The organism is Burkholderia sp. SCN-KJ (assembly GCF_024656005.1).
In the GTDB taxonomy this organism is placed as follows: Bacteria; Pseudomonadota; Gammaproteobacteria; order Burkholderiales; family Burkholderiaceae; genus Burkholderia.
Window position 1 is genome coordinate 182,219 of sequence record NZ_JANKOG010000003.1, and the last position, 22,448, is coordinate 204,666.

Genomic DNA, 22,448 nt, shown 5'->3' on the forward strand with positions numbered 1-22,448 from the left:
ATCCGAACGTCGAATTCACCCCGACGACGGTCGCATTACCTCCGCGCGCTTTCTCTCAATAAAGATAACCGGCTGATTCTAAATGAAATTAGAACACAGCATCTATCTCCTTCCGGTTTAGTTTTGCCAAATATGGTGAGAGAGCGGAATTCAGATTAATCAGATCATTTCCGGGCGCGAAAGACGACAACGTTTGCGAAGCCGTCGCGACGAGGTTTGCATGCGCTGCAAGGCCCGCGCGTCGAACGTATCGGGGCAGGATTTCGATGCGACGGAATGGGGAAGGTGGAGAGGGGAAAAGTGCGCGCCGCGCCAGGATCGGCCGCGACGCGGCACGCATGGAACGCCGCTGGCCGGGGCCGGTGGCGCAGCAAGGCGGCCGTGCGCTCACGCCCGGCCGCGCGGCCGGTTACCCGCGCGCGTGCTGCGCGGACACTTCTTGCAGGTCGAGATCGCGCTCGACCATGTGCAGCATCTCGTCGTGAATGCGGCCCGAACGATGCAGGCGCAGCAGCTCCACGCGCCCGGCCTTGATCGCGGCCAGCACGACGTCGTAGTGCGCGACGCGGACCTCCGCCGGATATTCGGGCTCGTTCCTCGCCCGCTCGGTCAGCTCCGCACGATACGTGTATTGCTCCAGCAGGCGCGGATGAATCACCTTGCCGCTGTCGTCGCGCACCAGCGGCTGGATCGCCGCGAGCTGCGCTGCCTCGATATGCGCCCACGTCTGCGGCTCGGTCAGGTGATGCGCGGCGCGCTCTTCGCGTTGCGGCAGGCGCAGCAGGCGGATCAGCGGGCCGATGGTCGTGCCCTGCAGCAGCACGGTGACGAGGATCACCGCGAACGACGCGACCAGGATCACGTCGCGGCCCGGCAGCGCCTCCGGCAACGACAGCGCGATCGCCAGCGTCACGACCCCGCGCATGCCGGCCCAGCTCATGACCGTCGCGGCCTTCCAGTCGGGTGCGCCGCCGCGCCGCACGATCCCGCGCACCGGCCACTTCAGCACCTCGACGGCATAGATCCACACGAAGCGCGATACGATCACGGCCGCCAGCACCGCGAGCACGGCCGGCATCATCGTGGCGAGCACCTGCTCGAAGCCGCCGAGCCGGTGGATCGCGCCGCGCAGCGACAGCCCGATCAGCACGAACACCAGCGCTTCGAGCAGGAACACGATGACCTGCCAGAACGCGGTGCCGCGCGTGCGCACGGCCGCCGAGAACACCTCGTGCTGATGCCAGCCGACGATCATGCCGGTCGTGACCGTCGCGATCACGCCCGACACCTCGGCCATCTCGCCCGCGATGTATGCGATCCAGCCGGCGATCACCGCGACGGTGACCACCAGGTAGTCGTCGTCGAGCAGCTTCAGGAACCACACGACGAGCTTGCCGACCAGGAAGCCGACCACGACGCCGCCGAGCCCGAGTTCCGCGAAACGCACGACCGCGTGCTCGAGGCTGAACGCGCCCGTCAGCGCGGCGGCGACCGCGAAGCGGAACAGCACCAGGCCCGCCGCGTCGTTCAGCAGGCTCTCCCCTTCGAGCAGCACCATCAGACGGCGCGGCAGCGCGACGCGTTCGAGCACCGCCTTCGCGGCCACCGCATCGGGCGGCGACACGATCGCGCCAAGCGCAAAGCACGCGGCCCACGGCAGCGACGGCACGACCCAGTGCACGGCGAAGCCGACCGCGAACGTCGTGAACACCACCGCGCCGATCGCGAGCAGCAGGATGCCGCCCACATTGCGCTTGAACTCTTCCCACACGGTGAAATACGCGCCGTCCATCAGCAGCGGCGGCAGGAACACGAGCAGCACGAGTTCCGGATCGAGGTTGATCGGCGGCAGGCCGGGAATGAACGCGATGCCGATGCCGCCGATCAGCAGCGCGGCCGCTGGCGGCAACCGCAACCGCTTGGCGATGTATTCGAGCGCAACGATCGCGAGGAATGACAACAGAACCAGCTTGAATGCCGAGACGGGGGACATGAATCGACCTCGTGAGGAATGAATGCGTACGCCGGCCGGTGTCGTACCCCGGCTGGCCAATTCGCGCGATTACATCACGATGCGATGCGTGCAGTCGAGCGCGTTCGGCCGGCGCGGCACGCGCTGCCGCGACGATGGCGCACGGCGGACATCGCCGCGATCCGTCGGTGTGCGCCGAAACGAAAACGGCACGCGGGCCGGCGCGATGCGCCCGCCCGCGTGCCGTCATGCGGCGCCTCTCGCGCTAGCGGCGCCGCACGACCATCAGGCGCGGCTCGGTCATGTCCTCGATCGCGTAGCGGATCCCTTCGCGGCCGAGCCCCGAATCCTTCACGCCGCCATACGGCATGTTGTCGACGCGGAACGACGGCACGTCGTTGATCACGACGCCGCCGACCTCCAGTTCGTCCCATGCGCGCTGCGCATGCGCGAGCGAATCGGTGAACACGCCGGCCTGCAGGCCGAAGTCGCTGTCGTTGACGCGCGCGAGCGCATCGTCGAATCGCTCGAACTTCTCGAGGATCGCGACCGGACCGAATGCCTCCTTGCGGTAGAGGTCCTGTTCGCGGCCGACGTTTTCCAGCAGCGTCGCCTCGAACATCGCGCCGTCGACCTTGCCGCCCGCGACGATCTTCGCGCCCGCCGCGACGGCCGCATCCATCCAGCCCGACAGGCGGCGCGATTCGGATTCCGAGATCATCGGGCCGACGAACGTCGACGGATCCTTAGGATCGCCCATCTTCAGCGAACGCGTCTTCGCGACCAGCTTGTCGCGCAGCGCGTCGTACAGGTCCGCATGCACGAGGATCCGCTGCACGCCGATACAGCTCTGGCCCGACTGGTAATACGCGCCGAACGCGAGACGCTCGACCACGTAGTCGAGCTGGTCGCGCTGGTCCGCGTCGACGATCGCCGCCGCGTTGCCGCCGAGCTCCAGCACGACTTTCTTCTTGCCGGCCTTCTCCTTCAGCGCCCAGCCCACGGCGGGCGAGCCCGTAAACGACAGCAGCCTGAAGCGCTCGTCGGTCGTGAACAGGTCCGCGCCGTCGCGATGCGCGGGCAGCACCGAGAATGCGCCCTTCGGCAGGTCGGTTTCGGCGAGCACCTCGCCGATGATCAGCGCGCCGATCGGCGTGCGGCTCGCGGGTTTCAGCACGAACGGACAGCCTGCGGCCAGCGCCGGTGCGACCTTGTGCGCGGCGAGGTTCAACGGGAAGTTGAACGGCGAGATGAACGAGCACGGGCCGATCGGCACACGCCGCGTATAGCCGGTGTAGCCTTGCGCGCGGGCCGAGATCTCGAGGTTGATCACTTCGCCGTCGATGCGCACCGACTCCTCGGACGCGACGCGGAACGTATCGATCAGCCGCGTCACTTCGCCCTTCGAATCGTTGATCGGCTTGCCGGCCTCGATGCACAGCGCCTCGGCCAGCTCGTCGAAGCGCTCGCGAAAGCGCGCGACACAATGGTCGAGCACCGCCTGCCGCTTGTAGGCCGGCAACTCGCGCATCGGCTTCGCGGCGTCGACCGCCGCGCCGATGGCCGCATCGATCGCCTTCGCGTCGGCCAGCGCGACGCGCGTCGCGACCTTGCCGCTGAACTTGTCGGTGACTTCGAGATCGGTGTTCGCGTAGACGGCCTCGTTGGCCAGATAGTACGGATAGGTATCCTTCAGCATGGAACGCTCCTTCCGGTGAACGGCGGATTCAGAGTTGCGCCGACAGGCGCTTGATTTCGCGGTTGAGCACGCGCTCGTTGTCCGAATAGTCGATCGGCACGTCGATCACGTGCACGCCCGGCGTCGCGAAGCAGTCGCGCAGCAGCGGCCCGAGATCGTCGGCCGCTTCGACGCGATGCCCATGCGCGCCGTAGCTCTGCGCATACGACACGAAATCGGGGTTCTTCAGCGTCATCGCGAAATCGGGGAAGTTCATGTTTTCCTGCTTCCAGCGGATCATCCCGAACGCATCGTCGCGCAGGATCATCACGACGATGTCGAGCTTCAGCCGCACGGCCGTTTCGAGTTCCTGCGAATTCATCATGAAGCCGCCGTCGCCGCAGACGGCGATCACCTTGCGCTGCGGATGCACGATCTTCGTCGCGATCGCCGACGGCAGGCCGGCGCCCATCGACGCGAGCGCGTTGTCGAGCAGCAGCGAGTTCGGTTCGTGCGCGCGCCAGTAGCGCGCGAACCAGATCTTGTACATCCCGTTGTCGAGACAGACGATCCCGTCGACCGGCAGCGCGTTGTACAGGTCGTTCACGATCCGCACCGGATACATCGGGAAGCGCGGATCGTGCTGGCCCTTCTCGAGGTGCGCGTCGAAATGCGCCTTGATCATCTTGAAGCGCTCGAAATCCCAGTGCGATTGCGGCGTCACCGCTTCCTTCATCTGCCACACCGCGTTCGCGATGTCGCCGACCACTTCGATCTGCGGGAAGTAGACGGGATCGACCTGCGCGCCGAGGAAGTTCACGTGGATCACGGTCTTGTCGTCCGTGCGCATGAAGAACGGCGGCTTCTCGATCACGTCGTGGCCGACGTTGATGATGCAGTCCGCATGCTCGATCGCGCGGTGCACGAAGTCGCCGTCGGACAGCGTCGCATTGCCGAGCCACAGCGGATGCGTTTCGTCGATCACGCCCTTGCCCATCTGCGTCGTGAAGAACGGGATGCCCGTCTTGTCGACGAATTCGAGCAGCATCTTGCAGGTCGTCTTGCGGTTGCCGCCCGCGCCGATCATCAGCAGCGGGTGACGCGCGGCCTGGATCGCGTCGACCGCGTGCGCGACCGCCTTCTCCTCTGCCACCGGCCGCCGGCTGTAGCTGCGCGGAATCGGCTTGCCGTCGCCCTCCTCGTGCGCGATGTCTTCCGGCAGTTCGAGGTGCGCGGCGCCCGGACGCTCCTCCTCCGCGCGGCGGAACGCCTCGCGCACCGCCGACGGAATGTTGCCGATCGACACGATCTGCCGCGTGAACTTCGTGAGCGGCTGCATCATGTCGACGACGTCGACGATCTGGAAGTGACCCTGCTTGCTTGACTTGATCGGCTTCTGCCCGGTGATCATCAGCATCGGCATGCCGCCGAGCTGCGCATACGCGGCAGCCGTCACGAAGTTGGTCGCCCCCGGCCCGAGCGTCGCGAGACACACGCCGGTGCGGCCCGTCAGGCGGCCGTAGGTGGCGGCCATGAACCCGGCCGCCTGCTCGTGCCGGGTCAGCACGAGCTTGATCTTCGAGCGCCGCAGCGATTCGAGCAGATCGAGGTTTTCCTCGCCGGGAATGCCGAACACGTACTCGACGCCTTCGGCTTCCAGCGCCTTCACGAACAGATCCGATGCTTTCATGGGGGACTCTCGGTTGATGCCGCCTGCCCGGCTTACGGGCGCGCGACGTTCAGAACGCGCGCCGGCCTACGGCACGCGGACGCTTTACCTACTGGACACAAACCACGGCACTCCCCGCCGTGCGGAGCAACGTGTGCAACGCACGACGGCGCCTCCCTGTGCAGGAAGACAAACGGATTCACCCGCGCGCAGCAAGCACGCGCGGGCGGCAAGGACGTTTTTGATTGTAGACGGATTCGCGGAATTCCGACTTCGGCCGAATGGCCGGGTCCGGTCGCGCGAAAGGGTCGGCCTGACGGCCAATTCGACCTCAAGCGGCGCGCGCGGCCCTATCGTTGGGGGCAAGCCAATTTCATTCATCGAACCTGTGAACCACGGTTGACATACCGAGATCCATGCCCTACAGTGCCCCTACGTTCAGTATCCGGACCACCGATGTCTTCGACGCGTGGTTTGCCGGCCTGCAGGATCGCGTCGCCAGGCGGCGCATCCAGGCCCGCATCGACCGCCTGTCGATGGGCAATCCGGGCGACTGGAAATCCGCCGGCTCGCCCGTCGTCGAAATGCGTATCGACCACGGCCCCGGTTATCGCGTCTACTACGTCAGGCGCGGAACGATATGGGTGATCCTGCTCTGCGGCGGCGACAAGTCGACGCAACAGGCGGACATCCGCGCCGCCCATGCGATGCTCGAGCGGCTCGATCTGGAGTAACCGATGGACAAGATCAAGACCCGGCCGTGGGATTCGGCCGAACACCTGAAGACCGACGACGACATGGCCGACTACTTCGAGGCCTGCCTGCAGGAAGCCGGCGACGACCCGGCCTTCATCGCGCATGCGCTCGGCGTGATCGCCCGCGCGCGCGGCATGTCGCAGGTCGCGCGCGACGCGGGCCTGTCGCGCGAAGGGCTGTACAAGGCGCTGTCGCACGACGGCAATCCGAGCTTCGGCACGATCCTGAAGGTGATCAAGGCGCTCGGCCTGCAACTGCACGGCGCGAAAGCGCACGCGTGATGCGCGATCTGCGGGCCCCGCCCGGCAACCGGCTCGAAGCGTTACACGGCGATCGGGAGGGCCAGCACAGCATCCGCATCAACGAGCGATGGCGGATCTGTTTCGAATGGCACGACGATGGCCCCGCCCAGGTCGAGATCGTCGACTATCACTGACTGGAGCCTCGCATGCTCAAGAACGGAATGCGCCCGATTCATCCGGGCGAAGTCCTGCGGGAAGAATTCCTGGTTCCGCTGGAAATGAGCGTCAATGCGCTGGCGCTCGCGCTGAACGTGCCGGCGACGCGCGTGCACGAAATCGTCAAGGAACGGCGCGGCATCACCGCCGACACGGCTTACCGGCTCGCGCGCTACTTCGATACGTCGCCGGAATTCTGGCTGAACCTGCAGGCCGCTTACGACCTGAAGACTCTGCCGACGCGCAGCGAGATCGACCGCAAGGTCGAACCGCGTGAACGCACGCACGCATAGACACGACCGACGCGGTCGTTCGCCAGCGCAGCCGCATCAATGCAGCCACCCCGCCGCCCAGCGCGGCACCAGCGACACCAGATACAGCCCGAGCCCGATCAGCCCGCCGACCAGCGTGCCGTTGATGCGGATGTACTGCAGGTCCTTGCCGATGTTCAGCTCGATCTGCCGCGACATCTCGCGCGCATCCCAGTTGCGCACCGTGTCGCGGATGTGACGCATCAGGAAATCCGCAAAATCCGGCGCCATCTCGTGCACGGCCTTCTCGATGTGCTCGTTCAGCGACGCGCGCAGCGCCGGGCTCTCCGCGAGCCGCGCGCCGAGCCAGCCGCCGAGCGTCGCGGCCTGCCGGTGCAGCGTCGAATCGGGCCGTGCGAGATCGGCCTTCAGCCATGCGCGCAACTGGTCCCACAAATCGCGCACGTAGTCGTTGAACGCGTCACCGTCGCGGATGTAGCGCTTGATCTCGTCGCCCTTCGCGATGAACGCCGGGTCGTGCTTCAGCCGCTCGGTCAGCCGCACGACCGTGCGGTCGAAGCGCTGCCGCAGCTCGTGTTCGGGATCGGCCGCCACGCCCTCGAGCACGCGGCTCACCGCGCTCGCCAGCATGCGCGCACCGTTCTCGCCGAACCACTGCGTCGGCATGATCTTCTCGATCTTCGGGTATTGCGTCTTCAGCCATTCGACGATGAAGCCCGCGATCACCTCGCGGTTCTCCTCCTTGTCGAGCACGTCGACCACCTGTTCGATCGCATCGTCGAGCAGCGCCTGGTGGCGGCCGTCCTTCGTCAGCGTATCGAGGATCGCGCCGGCCGACTGGGACAGGTCGATCCGGTCGATCACCGCGCGAAACGCGTCGTGCACGAACGACTGGATCCGCGCGTCGTCGGTCATGTCGAGCGCGAAGCTCATCAGCTTCGTCACGTAGCCGCCGAGCGCGTCGGTGTTCGCGGGCTCGCCGAGCCATGCGCCGAGCTTCTGCGCGGGATCGTGCTGGCGAATCTGCGCGGCGAGTGCGTCGGGGCCGAGGAATTTTTCGCGCACGAACACCGCGAGGTTGTCGGCGATCTTGTCCTTGTTCTTCGGGATGATTTCGGTGTGGCGCGACACGAACGGGATCGGCACACGGCGGAACAGCGCGACGACCGCGAACCAGTCGGCGAGCGCGCCGACCATCGCAGCCTCGGCCACCGCCTTGAAGCCGTCGACCCACGGGCCGCGCGGCAGCAGGATCGTCGTGACGAATACCGCGACGGCGGCCAGCAGCAGCCAGAGCGCGCGGCGCTTGCTGCGTTTCAGTTCGAGGGCTTTGTCTGTCGTCATGGGCGACCGGTGAAACGGCAATGCCGCTAATATGCACCGATCGCCGGCCCGCGACAAACCCGTGCGCGATGCGCGCGGCGGGAATGTTGTCCTGAACGGGCTTCTTCCTGCGTTCAAGCGATCCGACGCGAACACGGCCGCCCCGGCCACGTTCGCGCCTTGCCTCAGAGAAACGTTTTCAGGTTCACCGCCGGATCGGCGAGCTTCGCCGGATCGGGCACAGCCCCTGCTGCGATCAACCGCCGCGACGCGCCAATGTCGCGCCCCAGGTTCGCCGCGGCCACCGCGACGATCTTCCCGTCGTCGCCCAGCCCGAACACCGTGAACGGCCCGCTCGCGGGATCGCCGCGCACGACGGTCGTCCGCTCGCTGCCGAACAGGCCGAGCATCTGCAGGTTGCAGTCGTACTGATCGGACCACAGCCACGGCAGCTCGGCATAGGTTTCGTCCGCGCCGAGCAGGTTCGCCGCCGCGACGGCCGGCTGGTTTTCCGCGACCTGCCACGACTCGATCCGCACGTGACGCCCGAGCAGCGGATTGAAATGCATCGTCACTTCGCCGGCGGCGAAGATCGCGCAATCGGCCGTCCGGCATCCCGCATCGACACGGATCCCGTTGTCGACCTCGAGGCCGGCCGCCTGCGCGAGTTCGACATTGGGCACGACGCCGATCCCGACGACCACGATATCGGCCGGCACGTCGCCGCGATCGGTCTCGACGATCGCACCGCCGCCCGGTGCGCGGCGAATCGCGCGCGGCAGCGTCGCCATCTGGAAGAGCACGCCGCGCGCGTCATGCAGTTGCCGCGCATACGCGCCGACGACTTCCGGCAACGCACGCTGCAGCAGGCGCGCAGCCGGGTCGATCACCGTCACGTCGCAACCGAGCTGGCGCGCCGCGGCCGCCACTTCGAGGCCGATGAAGCCGCCGCCGAGCACCGCCACGCGACGCCCCGGCGCGAGCTGCGCGCGCAACGCACGCGCATCGGCCACGGTGCGCACGTAATGCGGGACGACGCCTTCGTCGACCGGCCCGCCGAACGCACGCACGCGCGAACCGGTCGCGAGCACGAGCCGCGTGTACGGCACCGTCGCGCCGTCGTCGAGCCGCACGCGCTGCGCAGCGCGGTCGATCGCGTCGACACGCGAGCCGAGCCGCAACTCGATGCGCTGCGCGTCGTACCACGCGGCGTCGCGGATGAACGCGCGCTGCTCGCCGCCGTCCGTCAGCAGCGCGTCCTTCGACAGCGCGGGCCGATCGTACGGCAGCTCGCGCTCCGCGCCGATCATCACGATGCGTGCGTCGGCGTCGCGCGCGCGCAGCGCCTCGGCCGTGCGCCGCGCCGCGTGGCCGGCGCCGACGATCACGAACGGGTCAGCCGACATTGACTTCCACCTGCCCGTCGACGATCCGGATCGGATAGGTCCGCACCGGCTCGGTGATCGGCGCGCATTTCGGCGCACCCGTGCGAATGTCGATCAGCCCCTGGTGCAGCGGGCATTCGACGCAGCCGTCTTCCACATAGCCTTCGGACAAGCGCGCGTGACCATGCGAACAGAGGTCATGCATCGCGAACAGTTCGTCGCCGATCCGGAACACCGCGATCGGCTTCTGGCCGGCGACGCGCGCCGCCGGTTCGTCTTCGGAGAATTCGTCGAATGTGCCCAGCGGGTGCCATTCGGCGAGCGTTGCTTCGGTCATGTCGTTTCCTTGGCTGTCGGATCGGTCAGATCGGGGTGGCGAGCAGCGTCTGCACGCGCGACGTGTCGTAGATCACGCGCTTGGTCTTGTAGCGCAGCCCGTCGGGCGTGCGCACGACCGTGTCGTAATACTTGCCGGCCTGGTACACGTTCGATTCGCCGTTGCTGCGCGTCTGCACGACCACGTAGTTGCTCTCGGTGTCGATCTCGCCGTCGCGTTCGGCGACGATCGTGAGGCCCGACGTCATGTGCCGGTACGTGTGCTCTTCGAAGATGTTCGCGTGTCGCAGCGACACCACTCGGTCGCGCAGCATCCGCTGGTTCGTGCAGTGGACGATCCCGACCGGCAGCCCGAGATCCGCGTTCTCCTTCGGCACGATCTCGTACGTGCAGTCCTCGGTGAACATCTCCGGCCAGCGTTCGAGCCGGTCGTTGTCGAGGTGGCCGATGTAGCGGTTCTGGAGCATGTAAATCTCGAACCACGTCTTCATGTCTTCCGTCAGGTTTTCCATCGTTCCGCGCTCCCGCTTCAATATCCCATCAGCTTCTGATAACCGACCCAGAACTTGCGGATCAGGCTTTCGGTGATCACCGTGTCCTGCTGGTCCGGATTGCCGCGCGACATCTCGATCACCGACGTCGCGTCGGCGTCGCGCACCGTGCCGCGCTGCACGAGTTCGGTCGCCTCCGTGTCCTCCATCGAGATGTAGCCGGCCGGCCCGACGAGGTTCGCCTGCTTGATGCGCAGCGCGCGCAGCTCGGGCGTGTCGTCCGCGTAGCCGAAGAAGTGGAAGATCAGCTCGAAGTTGTCCGGCCCCTTCGGCAGGATCTGGCGCGCGACCAGCGTGTTGTGGATCTGCTGGATCACGAGCTGCGGGAAGATCGGCTGGATGTGGTTCGTGCAGTCCTCGTCGTATTCCGATACGAGATCGAGGATCGACTCGTCTTCGAGATGGAAACCCTCGTCGAACGAGCGGATGTTCTGCTGCTTGTATGCGGCCGACGTGTCGTCGCCCGTCTTCGTCACCGTGATGATGCTGTGCAGCCCGTGGTTCGCATCGGGAATCGAGCGCGCCTTCATCCCGACGCGGAAGATGTTGAAGGTCGTATGGAACAGGTGCAGCATGCTCGCGTGATACGGATCCTTCACGTTCTCCATGTACAGCTTCCAGTTCGACTTCGAATACTGGCGCGTGCAGCCGAGATACTCGATCGGCTTGTGGAAGATCCGGTCGATCCACGGACGCATCTGCTCGCCCAGGTATTCGGGCAGCGGCGCCACGTCGTCGCTGAAGGTCGCGAACACGAGCCCGCGATAGCTGTCGACGCGCAGCTTGCGCAGCCCGTGCTGCTTCGGGTCGAAGTCGGCCGGCATCCCGGTCATCCCCTTCTGGCCGCGCCGGAACGGCACGCCGAGCAGGTTGCCCTGGTTGTCGAAGCTCCACTGGTGGTAGACGCACGTGTGCGAGCTCGCGTTGCCGCGCGACTTGCGGCAGACCTGCGCGCCGCGGTGCGCGCAGCGGTTCACCCACGCGGACAGCGTGCCGTCCTCGGTGCGCGTGACGACGACCGGCGTATCGCCGACGAACGTGCTCTTGAAGTCGCCTGCGTTCGGGATTTCCGCTTCCAGCGCGACGAAATTCCAGGTCGGCCCGCGGAAGATGCGTTCCTGCTCGCGATCGTAGACCGCGCGCGAGCTGAACACCTTGTACGGCACGCGCGAACCGTCTTCGTGCGGAAAGCGCACATCGGACGCGTCGTCGCGCGTGGCGAATACGACGGGCGATTCTGTCTGCTCCATGTCGGACTCCTTGTGGTTCCGGTTCGTTGATTCCATGGAGCCGATTTTTGAAAAGCTAATATTCGGCGTCTATCCGGAAAGTGCGATTGCGGCGGCGCAATATCCACTTTCGGCGGATTTCTGCGCTAGCATGGCGACACACGCGACCCGGCGCATGATCGCGACCCATTCGTCGGATCGAAGCGCGCGTCCACACCAAGGCCGATGCCCATGTCCCCAACGTCGTTCGAGCCGCTTGCGCTGCGCGCGCACCGGCTGTTCGAATCCCGCGATCTCGACGAGACGCGCGAGCGGATCTCGCGCGTGATGCAGCCGCACGCGCTGCTGCCGAGCGGGCGCGTGCAAGGCGCATCGCATATGGATTTCGTCCGGCTCGGCGGGCTCGGGATCGGCACCATCGCGTTCGGCGATGCGATGCGCGTGCAGGTCGACGCCGTCGACGGCTATTACCTGCTGATGTTCTGCCTGTCCGGGCAGGCGGAAGTCCACGCGATGGGCCGCCGGCTCGGCGTCGACGGGCAGACGGGCGTGCTGTGCGCGCCCGGCGAGCGCTTCGACGCGGTGCTCTCCGCCGACTGCGAGCAGTTCGTGCTGCGCATCGATGCCGCGACCGTCGGCGCGCTGACCGGCGACCCGCGCGCGATGCTCGACCCCGTGCTGCACATCAGCGATGCCGCGCTCGCCGCGTGGCGCCAGCAGCTGATGCTCGTCGCCCGCTCGCCCGAGCTGCTCGAACGTGCGAATGCCAACCCTCGCGTCGCGTCGCAGCTCGAGCACCTGCTGATCGATCTGCTGATCGAAGGCCACCCGCCGTCGCTACCGAGCGCGCGCCTCGATCCTGCGCCGGGCTTCGTGCGGCGCGCGCAGGAGTTCGTGAACGCGCATTACGCGCAGCCGCTGCAGCTCGCCGACATCGTCCAGGCCGCCAACGTGCCGGAGCGGACGCTGCGCGACGCCTTCCTGCAGTTCCGCGGAATGAGCCCGATGCAATACCTGCGCGCGACGCGGCTCGAGCATGCGCGGGAATTGCTGCGTGGGTCGGCGTCCGAGCGACGGATCGCCGATATCGCACTCGATTGCGGGTTCACGCACCTCGGGCGGTTCGCAATCGCGTACCGGGAGAAGTTCGGCGAATCGCCGTCGGAGACGCTCGACGGGAAGCGGTAGGCGGGTGCCGGGCTTGTCGGGGTCGGTTGCCTTGCGGCCTTGGCCCTTGCTGTCTTGCGCCTTACCGCCTTACCTCTTGCCTCCTTGCCTCCTTGCCTCCTTGCCGACTGCCGGCCTGATCGGGCTGATCGGCCTGATCGCCTCGCTGCGCGCCTGCATCTACGGCAAATGACATCGCATCGCGATGCCCTCTCCGCATTCGGCGTAGCGTGGCGAAATTGACCGTTAGTTGCAATTGATACGGAAACGACCGGCCCTACGCCGCCGGCGCGATCATCGCCCGCGCGATCGCGCAGAACGCGGTCGTCGCGGCGCTTTCGCCGTGCAGCCGGCGGCTCATGATGATCGGCGACGTCGCCGCGGGTTCCGGCAGCCGCCGGTAGACGACGCCCTTCACGCGCACGCCTTCCACGCTTTCCGGCACCAGCGACACGCCCACCTGCGCGGCGACGAGGCCAAGCGCCGTCTGCAGTTCACGCACCTCGTGCACGGCCGCGGGCACGAGCGCGCCGTCGCGCAGCGCGGACAACTGCTGGTCCGCGAAGCTCGGCCGCGGCGTGCTCGGATAGACGATCAGCGTCTCGTTCGCGATGTCCGCGAGCGTCAGCGGCCGGTCCGGATCGGCGAGCGGATGCCCGACCGGCAGCGCCGCGATCAGCTTTTCCTCGATCAGCGCCTCGCGCACGAGCTGGTCGTCGTCGAAGCGCAGGCGGCCGAACCCGACGTCGATCCGCCCGCCCTTCAGCGCGCCGAGTTGCTCGAGCGTGAACATTTCGATCAACGACAGCTCGACGTCCGGCTGCGCCTCGCGAAACGCGCGGATCACGTCCGGCAGCGCGCCATAGAGCGTCGACGGCACGAAGCCGATCACGATCCGCTCCGACAATTGCGCGAGCCGCCGCGTCAGCGGGCCGAGCTCGTCGGCCTGTTCGACGACCCGCGTCGCCTGCGCATAGAACACGCGGCCCGCGTCGGTCAGTTTCAGCGGCCGCGCGCCGCGCTCGAACAGCGGCAGCCCGACCTCGTCCTCGATCGCCTGGAGCTGGCGGCTCAGCGGCGGCTGCGTCATGTGCAGCCGCTCCGCGGCCCGCGTGATGTTCATTTCCTCCGCGACGGCGATGAAGTAGCGGAGCTGGCGCAATTCCATTTCATGCCTCAAAGGTATGGAAGTAGTCGGAAAGAGTGTTGGACGACGCCGGGCGGGAATTCCTACCATGTGCACCAACAGGAGGAATCGCATGATAGCAACTGCCGCCACCATCGAACGCATCGACACGCTGCTCGTCGACGTGCCGACGATTCGGCCCCACAAACTGTCGGTCACCACGATGAATTGCCAGACCCTCGTGCTGGTTCGCGTTCGATGCACGGACGGTATCGAAGGCGTCGGCGAGGCGACCACGATCGGCGGGCTCGCGTATGGCGAGGAGAGCCCCGAGAGCATCAAGGTCAACATCGACACCTACTTCGCGCCGCTGCTGCAAGGCATGGACGCGACGCGTCCGGGCGCTGCGATGGCGCGTGCGCGCAAGCTGTTCCAGGGCAACCGGTTCGCGAAGTGCGCGCTCGAAACCGCGCTGTTCGATGCGCAGGCGCGCCGCCTCGGCGTGCCGCTGTCCGAGTTGTTCGGCGGCCGCACGACCGACGCGGTCGACGTCGCGTGGACGCTCGCGAGCGGCGACACGCAGCGCGACATCGCGGAAGCCGAGGCGATGCTCGACGCACGCCGCCATCGCGCATTCAAGCTGAAGATCGGCTCGAACGCGGTCGACGACGACGTCGCGCACGTGATCGCGATCAAGCGCGCGCTCGGCGAGCGCGGCGACGTGCGTGTCGACGTGAACCAGGCCTGGACCGAAACCGACGCGATCCGCGCCGGCGCACGACTCGCGGACGCCGGCGTGAGCCTCGTCGAGCAGCCGATCGCCGCAACCAATCGCGCGGGGCTGAAACGCCTCACGCAGCTCGCGCACATTCCGATCATGGCCGACGAAGCGCTGCACGGTCCCGTCGATGCGTTCGCGCTCGCGCAGGACCGCGCGGCCGACGTGTTCGCGGTGAAGATCGCGCAGTCGGGCGGCCTGCTCGGCGCGGCGAGCGTCGCATCGATCGCGTCGGCGGCCGGCATCGACCTGTACGGCGGCACGATGCTCGAAGGCGCGGCCGGCACGATGGCGTCCGCGCAACTGTTCAGCACGTTCGGCTCGCTGAAATGGGGCACCGAGCTGTTCGGCCCGCTGCTGCTCACCGAGGAAATCCTCGTCGAGCCGCTGCGCTACCAGGATTTCAAGCTGCACCTGCCGGCCGCGCCCGGCCTCGGCATCACCTTCGACTGGGCCCGCATCGAACGGATGCGACGCGACGCCCGCTGATCCCGCACGACACGACAACCGAAACCGGAGACACAGATGAACAAGCAAGCCATCGACGCCCTGCTGAAAACCTTCGACGACGCCGCGGAAAAGCCCGGCAATCCGCGCGTGCGCGCGATCGTCAACCGGATCGTGAAGGACCTCTGCTACACGATCGAGGATTTCGACGTGCAGCCGAGCGAGTTCTGGACCGCGCTCAACTACCTGAACGAAGCCGGCCGTGAATTCGGGCTGATCGCCGCGGGCCTCGGCCTCGAGCGCTTCCTCGACGTGCGGATGGACGAGGCCGAGGAGAAGGCCGGCTTCCACGGCGGCACGCCGCGCACGATCGAAGGGCCGCTGTATGTCGCGGGCGCACCGGAATCGGTCGGCCACGCGCGTCTCGACGACGGCACCGATCCGGGCCAGACGCTGATCATGCGCGGCCAAGTGCTCGGCCAGGACGGCACGCCGCTCGCGAATGCGCTCGTCGAGGTATGGCACGCGAACCATCTGGGCAACTACTCGTACTTCGATCAGTCGCAACCGGCGTTCAACCTGCGCCGCTCGATCCGCACCGATGCCGAGGGCCGCTACAGCTTCCGCAGCGTGCTGCCGGTCGGCTACAGCGTGCCGCCGGGCAGCAAGACCGAGCAGTTGCTCGACCAGCTCGGTCGCCACGGTCATCGTCCGGCGCACATCCACTTCTTCGTTTCCGCGGACGGATATCGTAAGCTGACGACGCAGATCAACATCGAGGGCGATCCGCATATCTGGGACGACTTCGCATTCGCGACCCGCGAAGGGCTGATCCCGAAGATCAGGCAGGCCGAGGGCGCGGAAGGCAAGCCGTATGGCGTCGACGGGCAGTTCGCGCTGATCGACTTCGATTTCTCGCTGCTCAAGGACAAGCAGGACGTGCCGGCGAGCGAAGTCGAACGGGTGCGGGCGCAGGCCTGAGCGGCCGTCCCGTTCGGCGAATCGACAACGCAAGGAGCGCAGGATGCTGTTTCATGTGGAAATGACCGTCCGCCTGCCGGCGGACATGGATCCGGTCAAGGCGGCCACGCTGAAGGCCGAAGAGAAGGCGATGTGCCAGCGGCTGATGAACGAAGGCGTCTGGCGGCATCTGTGGCGGATCGCGGGGAAGTATGCGAACGTCAGTATTTTCGACGTCGAAAGCGTGCAGCAGCTGCATGACCTGTTGAGTCAGCTGCCGTTGTTTCCGTATATGGAGATGGAAGTGCGGGCGCTGTGCCGGCATCCTTCTTCGGTGCGGGAAGATGATCGGTAACCGGCGGTCGAGCACCGATAAAAAGGGCAGCCCGCAATCGAATTGCGGGCCACCCGTTTCATTTCGGCATCCGAAGCGCCAGATGGGATTGCAGTACGACTACTTCTGCGCCTCCATCTTATCGGCGACTTTGTCGCCATATACCTTCGCGATGCGTCGCGCGACGATCGCCTGAAGCAGCGTCTCGGTGAAATCGTCGGCGGTTTTCCAGCCGCTGCCATTCTTGACGAATGTGAAATCCCCCTTCAGTTGCAGCATCGACGGTGCGCCGATCGCGCCGAGCAACGGATCGCGATAGTCGATCAGCAACGGGCACGACACACGGTCACCGCCGAGCTGCTTGCAATCGGCAGCCGGCATCACGCCCAACACGCCGTTCGTCAGCGTCGCCGGGACGTCGTCGTCGCCGGGAGGCGTCCAGCCGTGATCGGGCGAGCGCGCCGACACGTCCTTGTCGATCTGCGCGACACCCGCCATGAACGTCGTGCCGATGACATCCCGCCCGAGCGGCGCGCCGAGCTTCGGATCGAGGCCCCGTACGCTATAGCGGGCCGCCACGTATTCGGAGGGTAGCGTCTGCACGACGAATTCGCTCTTGTCCTTGTCGTCGCGACGGATCACATAGCCGAGCGTCGTGTGCTGGTCGGCGACACTCAGGTCCGCCAGGCAGCCACGCGCGCGAGTAGCCTCGTCGTAACCGACTTCGCGATGATTGCTGACGGTCGGAAATGACGTGTTGCCCGGTTCGAGCATCTGCATCGGATTCTTGCGCATTGTGTCCATGCGCGCGTCGAACATCAGCGAATTCAGTGTTTTGATCGTGCTCGACGCGGCGCACGCGGGCGCCTGCGCGGGCCATAATAGGTAGGCGCCCACCGCCAGCGCGGCGGCCAGGCCGCCGAAGCCGATAAGCATCTGCTTCTTCTTGTGTTCGCGCTGGATCGACGCGACCGTTTCGCTCAGACGCTGTTCGAACCGCGGCGGATCGAGCGTCTTCAGCATTTGCAGCAGCACGAATTTCGTGTGGATATCGGCGAAGTGACCGTCCAGCAGTTCGTGCGTCGCCTTCGCCTCTGCTTCGTGTGTCGTGTAGCCCTCGGCAATCAACCAGTCGAGCAGCGTACGAGCGTAATTCGTGTCGGGAAGCTCGGCCGGTGCGTCCTTCAGGCGCTGCGCGACGCGCGCCGCCTGTTCCTCGGTCAGATAGCCGCCGGCTTCGAGTACCATCAGCAGGCTGTCGCGAGCGTCGTTTTCACTGGGTTCCGTCTGGCCCGTGTGTTCGGAAGTCATGATTGTTGTTCTCCGTCGAGACGGATTCGCTGCGCAGGCGGTACCGGCTCATTATTCAGACGAATCCCGTCGATCTCCGGAAATTACTCGATTTGACCGCACGTGTCGACATGCCCACATCGCGCTTTCCTGCGATGGCTTCGCACGCGCAATCAATATTCGCGCGCCAGATGCGCGGCAAATCCCGCTTTCCCCGGCGCGATCTCCGCCTTCAGCGTCAGCGCCGGAATGTCGTAGTCACCCGCGTTCTGTCGCCGGAACGGAATCGGCTGCGCGGTCCACAGTTCGTCCAGACGCTTGCCGAGCGCCGCACGCGTTTCGTCGAAGCGCCCGTCGTCCATCCGGTGCGTCTGGTAAATCACGAACGGCGGCAGCACGTCGAACCCCGGGTAATACAGAATCCCGTGCTGGATCGGGAACAGCACGTCGTCGATCGGCCCGTTGATCCCGCGCGCGCTGTAATGCGACTCCCAGCCGCCCGTCGTGACGATCACCATCGCGCGCTTGCCCGCCAGCGAGCCTTCGCCGTAACGGTCGCCCCAGTGCAGGTCGGAATGCTCGCCGACGCCGTACGCGAAGCCGTACGCATATACGCGCTCGACCCAGCCCTTCATGATCGCCGGCATCGAGAACCACCACAGCGGAAACTGCAGGATCACCGCGTCGGCCCACTTCAGCTTGTCCTGCTCGCGCGCGATGTCGTCGCGCTGCGTGCCCGTCTCGAACGCGCGCTTCGAATCGAGTGCGGGATCGAAGCGCGCATCGGGCGCACGGTCGGTCACGTCATCCGCGTCGAACGCGGCCTTCCAGTTCATCGCATACAGATCGGTCACCTGCACGGCATGGCCTGCCGCTTCGAGATGCTCGACGGCAAAGTCGCGCAGCGCGCCGTTCAGCGAGCGCGGTTCGGGATGGGCGTAGACGATCAGCACGTTCATGTTCACTGCTCCGTTGATGGAATGACTGCAGGATGCTGCCGCCAACGGTATATTGGAAATGAATTCCCGATATTCCAGGTATAGCCATGAACAATCTCAGACGACTGGATCTGAACCTGCTGGTCACGCTTGACGTGCTGCTTGCCGAGCACAACGTCACGCGGGCGGCCGAGAAACTGAACATGTCGCAGCCGTCGGTCAGCGTGCAGCTGCAGAAACTGCGCGACCTGTTCGGCGATCCGCTGTTGCTGCCGGGGCCGCGCGGGATGCGGCCGACCGCGCGCGCGGAAACGCTGCGCGAGCCGCTGCGAGATGCGCTCGAAGCAGTCGAACGCGCGGTGCTGACGGCCACGCCGTTCGATCCGGCAACCGCGACGAATACGTGGCGCGTGGCCGCAACCGACTACGGCGAATCGACGATCGTGCTGCCCGCGCTGAACACGCTGCGCTCGGCTGCGCCCGCGACGCGCCTCGCCGTCGTCGAACTCGTGCCGCCGCGCCTCGAGCAGGACGCCGAGCGCAACGGTATCGACCTGGCCTTCCACACGACAGACGGTTCGCCGGAAGGGATGCGGCGCCTGCCGCTGTTCGTCGAGCGCTACGTGCTGGTCGGCCGCGCCGGTCATCCGAAACTGAAGCGCCGCCCGACGCTCGCGCAGTTCGGCGCGCTGGAACACGTGATCGTGTCGCCTGACGGCGGCGGCTTCTTCGGCGTGACCGACGAAGCGCTCGCGAAAGCCGGCGCCACGCGGCGCGTGGTGCTATCGGTGCCGCATTTCCTGTTCGTGATGACGGCCCTCGCCAGCACGGACCTCGTCGCGATGCTGCCCGAGCGGCTGGTGCGCAACACGCCCGCATTGCGCGTCGTGGAGGCGCCGGTCGAGGTGCCCGGCTACGAGATGTCGATGCTGTGGCACGAACGCGTGCATCGCGATCCGGCGCATCGATGGTTGCGGGAGACGATCGCCGCTTCGGTGTAGATCGCCAGACGGGCGGTCGGCGCAGTGAGGCCACCGCGAGGTTCCGAGACACGACGTGCGCAGCGCGATGCAGCGAAGAGCACGCAGCAGAAACGGGCTTCTTACCAATGCGGCTTCATGCGTCGGCCGCCTTCGCCGACCGTCCTCGCCGCTCGCCCGAATCCGATCGCCGCACAAACACCTTCATTCAGCACTTGAAACCGCCTCGGACACTGTATATATTTACAGTGATTTTGTTCCATTTGACCCGAATTCCGTCACCCATGACGGTCGGACTTTTGTGAGGCGACCATGTTCCAGTCATCCGCATTCGATCCCGAGCAACCCGGCTTCAACCCCGTCCACTTCGAGCGCGCCGCGCGGCAAGCGGTCGTCGATCTTCAGCGTGTCGTCGGCGGCCCCGCGCAGCGGGCGCTCGGCTTGCGGCGTCGCAGCCATCCGGCCGCCGTCCGCACGATGAGCTGGCAGGCACTGCTGAATGTCGAGGAGCTGGCGTTCTCGAACACCGGCTTCCTGAACCGCAACGATCCGATGGTCGTCGACGCCTTCATCCGGCTGCGCGACAGCCGGATGGTCGCCGCGGACGTCGAGGAAGCCGTCGACTGGAAGCGCGACGACGACGATCTGCCCGCCGTCTATCTGATCGTCAAGGCGATGCTGGAAGCGGAAGAGCGCGAGACGCAACGCGTCGAGATGGAGTGACGGCGGCGCCTCGCGGCCGTACCGTCACAGCCGCGCCGCGAGCCGCGCGCCCTGATCGATCGCGCGCTTCGCATCGAGCTCGGCCGCCAGTTCCGCGCCGCCGATCAGATGCACGGAGCGTCCGGCTGCCTGCAGCGGCGCGAACAGCGCGCGCTGCGGCTCCTGCCCCGTGCACAACACGATCGTGTCGGCTTCGATCAGTTCGTGATCGGTGCGCTGCTCGCCGTACGACACGTGCAGCCCGCGCGCATCGATCAGTTCGTAGTTCACGCCGCCGATCATCTTCACCTGCTTCATCTTCAGCGTCGCGCGGTGAATCCAGCCGGTCGTCTTGCCGAGCCCCTTGCCGAGCGGCGCGGCCTTGCGCTGCAGCAGCGTCACTTCGCGAGCGGGCGCCGCGACCTGCGCGCGCGTCACGCCGCCGCGCGTCGCGGCCGGATCGGTCACGCCCCACTCCGCTTTCCACTCTTCCAGATCGAGCGTCGGCGACTCGCCGTCCTGCACCAGATACTCGGCGACATCGAAGCCGATGCCGCCCGCGCCGACCACCGCGACACGCCGGCCGACCGGCTGCCTGCCGGCGAGCACGTCGATATAGCTGAGCACGTTCGGCCCGTCCTGGCCGGGAATCTTCGGGTCGCGCGGCGCCACGCCGGTCGCGAGCACGATCTCGTCGTAACCACCCGCGATCAGGTCGCTCGCGTCGACGCGGCGATTCAGGTGCAGGTTCACGCCGGTCAGCTCGACCTGCCGGCCGAAGTAACGCAGCGCTTCGTCGAACTCCTCCTTGCCCGGAATCCGCTTCGCCATGTTGAACTGGCCGCCGATCTCCGGCGCCGCGTCGAACAGGTCGACGTGGTGGCCGCGCTGCGCGAGCACGGTCGAGCATGCAAGCCCGGCCGGCCCGGCACCGACCACCGCGATGCGCTTCGGCTGCTGCACGCGCGTGTAGATCAGCTCGGTCTCGTGGCAGGCGCGCGGGTTCAGCAGGCATGACGCGATCTTGTTCCTGAACGCGTGGTCGAGACACGCCTGGTTGCAGCCGATGCAGGTGTTGATCTCGTCGGCGCGGCCCTGCGCGGCCTTGACGACGAACTCGGCATCCGCGAGCAGCGGACGCGCCATCGACACCATGTCCGCACACCCGTCCGCGAGAATCTGCTCGGCCACTTCGGGCCGGTTGATCCGGTTGGTCGTCACGAGCGGAATGCCGACCTCGCCCTTCATCTTCTTCGTCACCCACGCGAACGCGCCGCGCGGCACCGACGTCGCGATCGTCGGCACGCGTGCCTCGTGCCAGCCGATCCCGGTGTTGATGATGGTCGCGCCCGCGCGCTCGACGGCCTTCGCGAGCTGCACGGTCTCGCTCCAGTCGCTGCCGTCGGGAATCAGGTCGAGCATCGACAGCCGGTAGATCAGGATGAAGTCGCGCCCGACCGCTTCGCGCGTGCGCTCGATGATCTCGATCGGCAGGCGGATCCGGTTCTCGTACGAACCGCCCCACTGGTCGGTGCGCTTGTTCGTATGCATCGAGATGAACTGGTTGATCAGATAGCCCTCGGAGCCCATGATCTCGACGCCGTCGTAACCGGCCTCGCGCGCGAGCTGCGCGCAGCGGACGAATGCACGAATCTGCCGCTCCACGCCGCTCGCGCTGAGTTCGCGCGGCGCGAACGGCGAAATCGGCGACTTGATCTTCGACGGCGCGACTGCGAACGGGTGGTAGCCGTAGCGGCCGGTATGCAGGATCTGCAGCGCGATCTTGCCGTCGTCAGCATGCACGGCGTCGGTGATCACGCGATGGCGCCGCGCGCCGGCCGACGTCATCAGCGTGCCGCCGAACGGCTTGGTCCAGCCCGCCACGTTCGGCGCGAAGCCGCCGGTCACGATCAGGCCGACGCCGCCGCGTGCGCGTTCGGCGAAATAGTCGGCGAGCCGCGGCAGCGTCTTGCGGCTGTCCTCGAGGCCCGTATGCATCGACCCCATCAGCACGCGATTCTTCAGCGTGGTGAAGCCGAGGTCGAGCGGCGCGAGCAGATGGGGAAAGGAGGTCGTCATGATGATCCTGCCGGTAAG

Annotated in this window: 21 protein-coding genes and 1 pseudogene; 10 read left to right on the forward strand and 12 right to left on the reverse strand. The window is 66.5% G+C overall.

Annotated features, from left to right (window positions below):
- Nucleotides 1-409: 409 nt before the first annotated feature.
- From NQV17_RS06645 to NQV17_RS06655, 3 genes are all read right to left on the reverse strand, one after another.
- Nucleotides 410-1,993: a Na+/H+ antiporter gene (locus NQV17_RS06645; RefSeq protein ID WP_257770666.1), complete on the reverse strand. Its 1,584-nt coding sequence runs from the start codon at nt 1,991-1,993 to the stop codon at nt 410-412.
- Nucleotides 1,994-2,237: 244 nt separating this feature from the next.
- Entirely contained in the window at nt 2,238-3,671 is a 1,434-nt protein-coding gene (locus NQV17_RS06650) for an aldehyde dehydrogenase family protein (RefSeq protein ID WP_257770668.1), read from the reverse strand.
- A gap of 28 nt (nt 3,672-3,699) precedes the next feature.
- Complete coding sequence (locus NQV17_RS06655; RefSeq protein ID WP_044847547.1) at nt 3,700-5,340, reverse strand: acetolactate synthase large subunit; 1,641 nt, start codon at nt 5,338-5,340, stop codon at nt 3,700-3,702.
- Between the two features lie 395 nt (nt 5,341-5,735).
- Between NQV17_RS06655 and NQV17_RS06660 the strand changes: the two genes are divergently transcribed.
- The 4 genes and pseudogenes from NQV17_RS06660 (at nt 5,736) to NQV17_RS06675 (ending at nt 6,826) form a co-directional block, all read left to right on the forward strand.
- Nucleotides 5,736-6,053: a type II toxin-antitoxin system RelE/ParE family toxin gene (locus NQV17_RS06660; protein WP_121858857.1), complete on the forward strand. Its 318-nt coding sequence runs from the start codon at nt 5,736-5,738 to the stop codon at nt 6,051-6,053.
- 3 nt (nt 6,054-6,056) lie between these two features.
- Nucleotides 6,057-6,356 carry an addiction module antidote protein gene (locus NQV17_RS06665; RefSeq protein ID WP_006750245.1) on the forward strand — a complete coding sequence of 100 codons (300 nt, stop codon included), beginning with the start codon at nt 6,057-6,059 and terminating at the stop codon, nt 6,354-6,356.
- Nucleotides 6,353-6,511 (forward strand): annotated as a pseudogene (locus NQV17_RS06670) (type II toxin-antitoxin system RelE/ParE family toxin); the annotation flags it as partial. The gene NQV17_RS06665 and the pseudogene NQV17_RS06670, both read left to right, overlap by 4 nt.
- Before the next feature lie 12 nt (nt 6,512-6,523).
- Nucleotides 6,524-6,826, forward strand: coding sequence for a HigA family addiction module antitoxin (locus NQV17_RS06675; protein WP_257770678.1), 303 nt, complete (start codon nt 6,524-6,526; stop codon nt 6,824-6,826).
- A 36-nt stretch (nt 6,827-6,862) separates the two neighbouring features.
- Here NQV17_RS06675 and NQV17_RS06680 read toward each other — a convergent pair whose 3' ends face one another.
- The 5 genes from NQV17_RS06680 to andAc all read right to left on the reverse strand — a co-directional run bounded on the left by NQV17_RS06680 (nt 6,863) and on the right by andAc (nt 11,650).
- On the reverse strand, nt 6,863-8,149 hold the full coding sequence (locus NQV17_RS06680) for a DUF445 domain-containing protein (RefSeq protein ID WP_044847549.1): 1,287 nt from the start codon (nt 8,147-8,149) through the stop codon (nt 6,863-6,865).
- 164 nt (nt 8,150-8,313) lie between these two features.
- Entirely contained in the window at nt 8,314-9,534 is a 1,221-nt protein-coding gene (gene andAa / locus NQV17_RS06685; RefSeq protein WP_257770681.1) for an anthranilate 1,2-dioxygenase system ferredoxin--NAD(+) reductase, read from the reverse strand.
- Entirely contained in the window at nt 9,524-9,850 is a 327-nt protein-coding gene (gene andAb, locus NQV17_RS06690) for an anthranilate 1,2-dioxygenase ferredoxin subunit AndAb (RefSeq protein WP_044847551.1), read from the reverse strand. The genes andAa and andAb overlap by 11 nt, the downstream gene beginning before the upstream one ends.
- A 25-nt stretch (nt 9,851-9,875) precedes the next feature.
- Entirely contained in the window at nt 9,876-10,361 is a 486-nt protein-coding gene (andAd, locus tag NQV17_RS06695; protein WP_044847552.1) for an anthranilate 1,2-dioxygenase small subunit AndAd, read from the reverse strand.
- 17 nt (nt 10,362-10,378) lie between these two features.
- The gene (gene andAc, locus NQV17_RS06700; protein WP_044847583.1) at nt 10,379-11,650 is read right to left on the reverse strand and encodes an anthranilate 1,2-dioxygenase large subunit AndAc; all 1,272 of its coding nucleotides are present in this window, start codon (nt 11,648-11,650) and stop codon (nt 10,379-10,381) included.
- 210 nt (nt 11,651-11,860) lie between these two features.
- Between andAc and andR the strand changes: the two genes are divergently transcribed.
- Complete coding sequence (andR, locus tag NQV17_RS06705; protein ID WP_257770686.1) at nt 11,861-12,817, forward strand: anthranilate 1,2-dioxygenase regulatory protein AndR; 957 nt, start codon at nt 11,861-11,863, stop codon at nt 12,815-12,817.
- Between the two features lie 256 nt (nt 12,818-13,073).
- Here andR and NQV17_RS06710 read toward each other — a convergent pair whose 3' ends face one another.
- The gene (locus NQV17_RS06710; RefSeq protein WP_257770688.1) at nt 13,074-13,964 is read right to left on the reverse strand and encodes a LysR family transcriptional regulator; all 891 of its coding nucleotides are present in this window, start codon (nt 13,962-13,964) and stop codon (nt 13,074-13,076) included.
- Nucleotides 13,965-14,055: 91 nt separating this feature from the next.
- On the opposite strand from NQV17_RS06710, the gene NQV17_RS06715 reads away from it, so the two are divergent.
- From NQV17_RS06715 to catC, 3 genes are read left to right on the forward strand one after another with little or no spacing between them, the layout of a single operon-like run.
- Nucleotides 14,056-15,189 carry a muconate/chloromuconate family cycloisomerase gene (locus tag NQV17_RS06715; RefSeq protein WP_257770690.1) on the forward strand — a complete coding sequence of 378 codons (1,134 nt, stop codon included), beginning with the start codon at nt 14,056-14,058 and terminating at the stop codon, nt 15,187-15,189.
- 36 nt (nt 15,190-15,225) lie between these two features.
- Nucleotides 15,226-16,128: a catechol 1,2-dioxygenase gene (catA, locus tag NQV17_RS06720; protein ID WP_044847556.1), complete on the forward strand. Its 903-nt coding sequence runs from the start codon at nt 15,226-15,228 to the stop codon at nt 16,126-16,128.
- Nucleotides 16,129-16,171: 43 nt separating this feature from the next.
- Nucleotides 16,172-16,462, forward strand: coding sequence for a muconolactone Delta-isomerase (gene catC / locus NQV17_RS06725; RefSeq protein ID WP_044847557.1), 291 nt, complete (start codon nt 16,172-16,174; stop codon nt 16,460-16,462).
- Nucleotides 16,463-16,561: 99 nt separating this feature from the next.
- Here catC and NQV17_RS06730 read toward each other — a convergent pair whose 3' ends face one another.
- Complete coding sequence (locus tag NQV17_RS06730) at nt 16,562-17,752, reverse strand: hypothetical protein (protein WP_257770693.1); 1,191 nt, start codon at nt 17,750-17,752, stop codon at nt 16,562-16,564.
- Nucleotides 17,753-17,904: 152 nt separating this feature from the next.
- Entirely contained in the window at nt 17,905-18,690 is a 786-nt protein-coding gene (locus tag NQV17_RS06735) for an NAD(P)H-dependent oxidoreductase (RefSeq protein WP_257770695.1), read from the reverse strand.
- Between the two features lie 86 nt (nt 18,691-18,776).
- Between NQV17_RS06735 and NQV17_RS06740 the strand changes: the two genes are divergently transcribed.
- Together NQV17_RS06740 and NQV17_RS06745 are read left to right on the forward strand one after the other, a co-directional pair.
- Nucleotides 18,777-19,670, forward strand: a complete 894-nt coding sequence (locus NQV17_RS06740; RefSeq protein ID WP_257770696.1) for a LysR family transcriptional regulator — start codon at nt 18,777-18,779, stop codon at nt 19,668-19,670.
- A 291-nt stretch (nt 19,671-19,961) separates the two neighbouring features.
- Complete coding sequence (locus tag NQV17_RS06745; RefSeq protein WP_044847560.1) at nt 19,962-20,372, forward strand: DUF2471 family protein; 411 nt, start codon at nt 19,962-19,964, stop codon at nt 20,370-20,372.
- Nucleotides 20,373-20,396: 24 nt separating this feature from the next.
- Here NQV17_RS06745 and NQV17_RS06750 read toward each other — a convergent pair whose 3' ends face one another.
- A complete protein-coding gene (locus NQV17_RS06750; RefSeq protein WP_257770699.1) occupies nt 20,397-22,430 on the reverse strand; it encodes an NADPH-dependent 2,4-dienoyl-CoA reductase in 2,034 nt (677 codons plus the stop codon).
- Between the last annotated feature and the right edge of the window lie 18 nt (nt 22,431-22,448).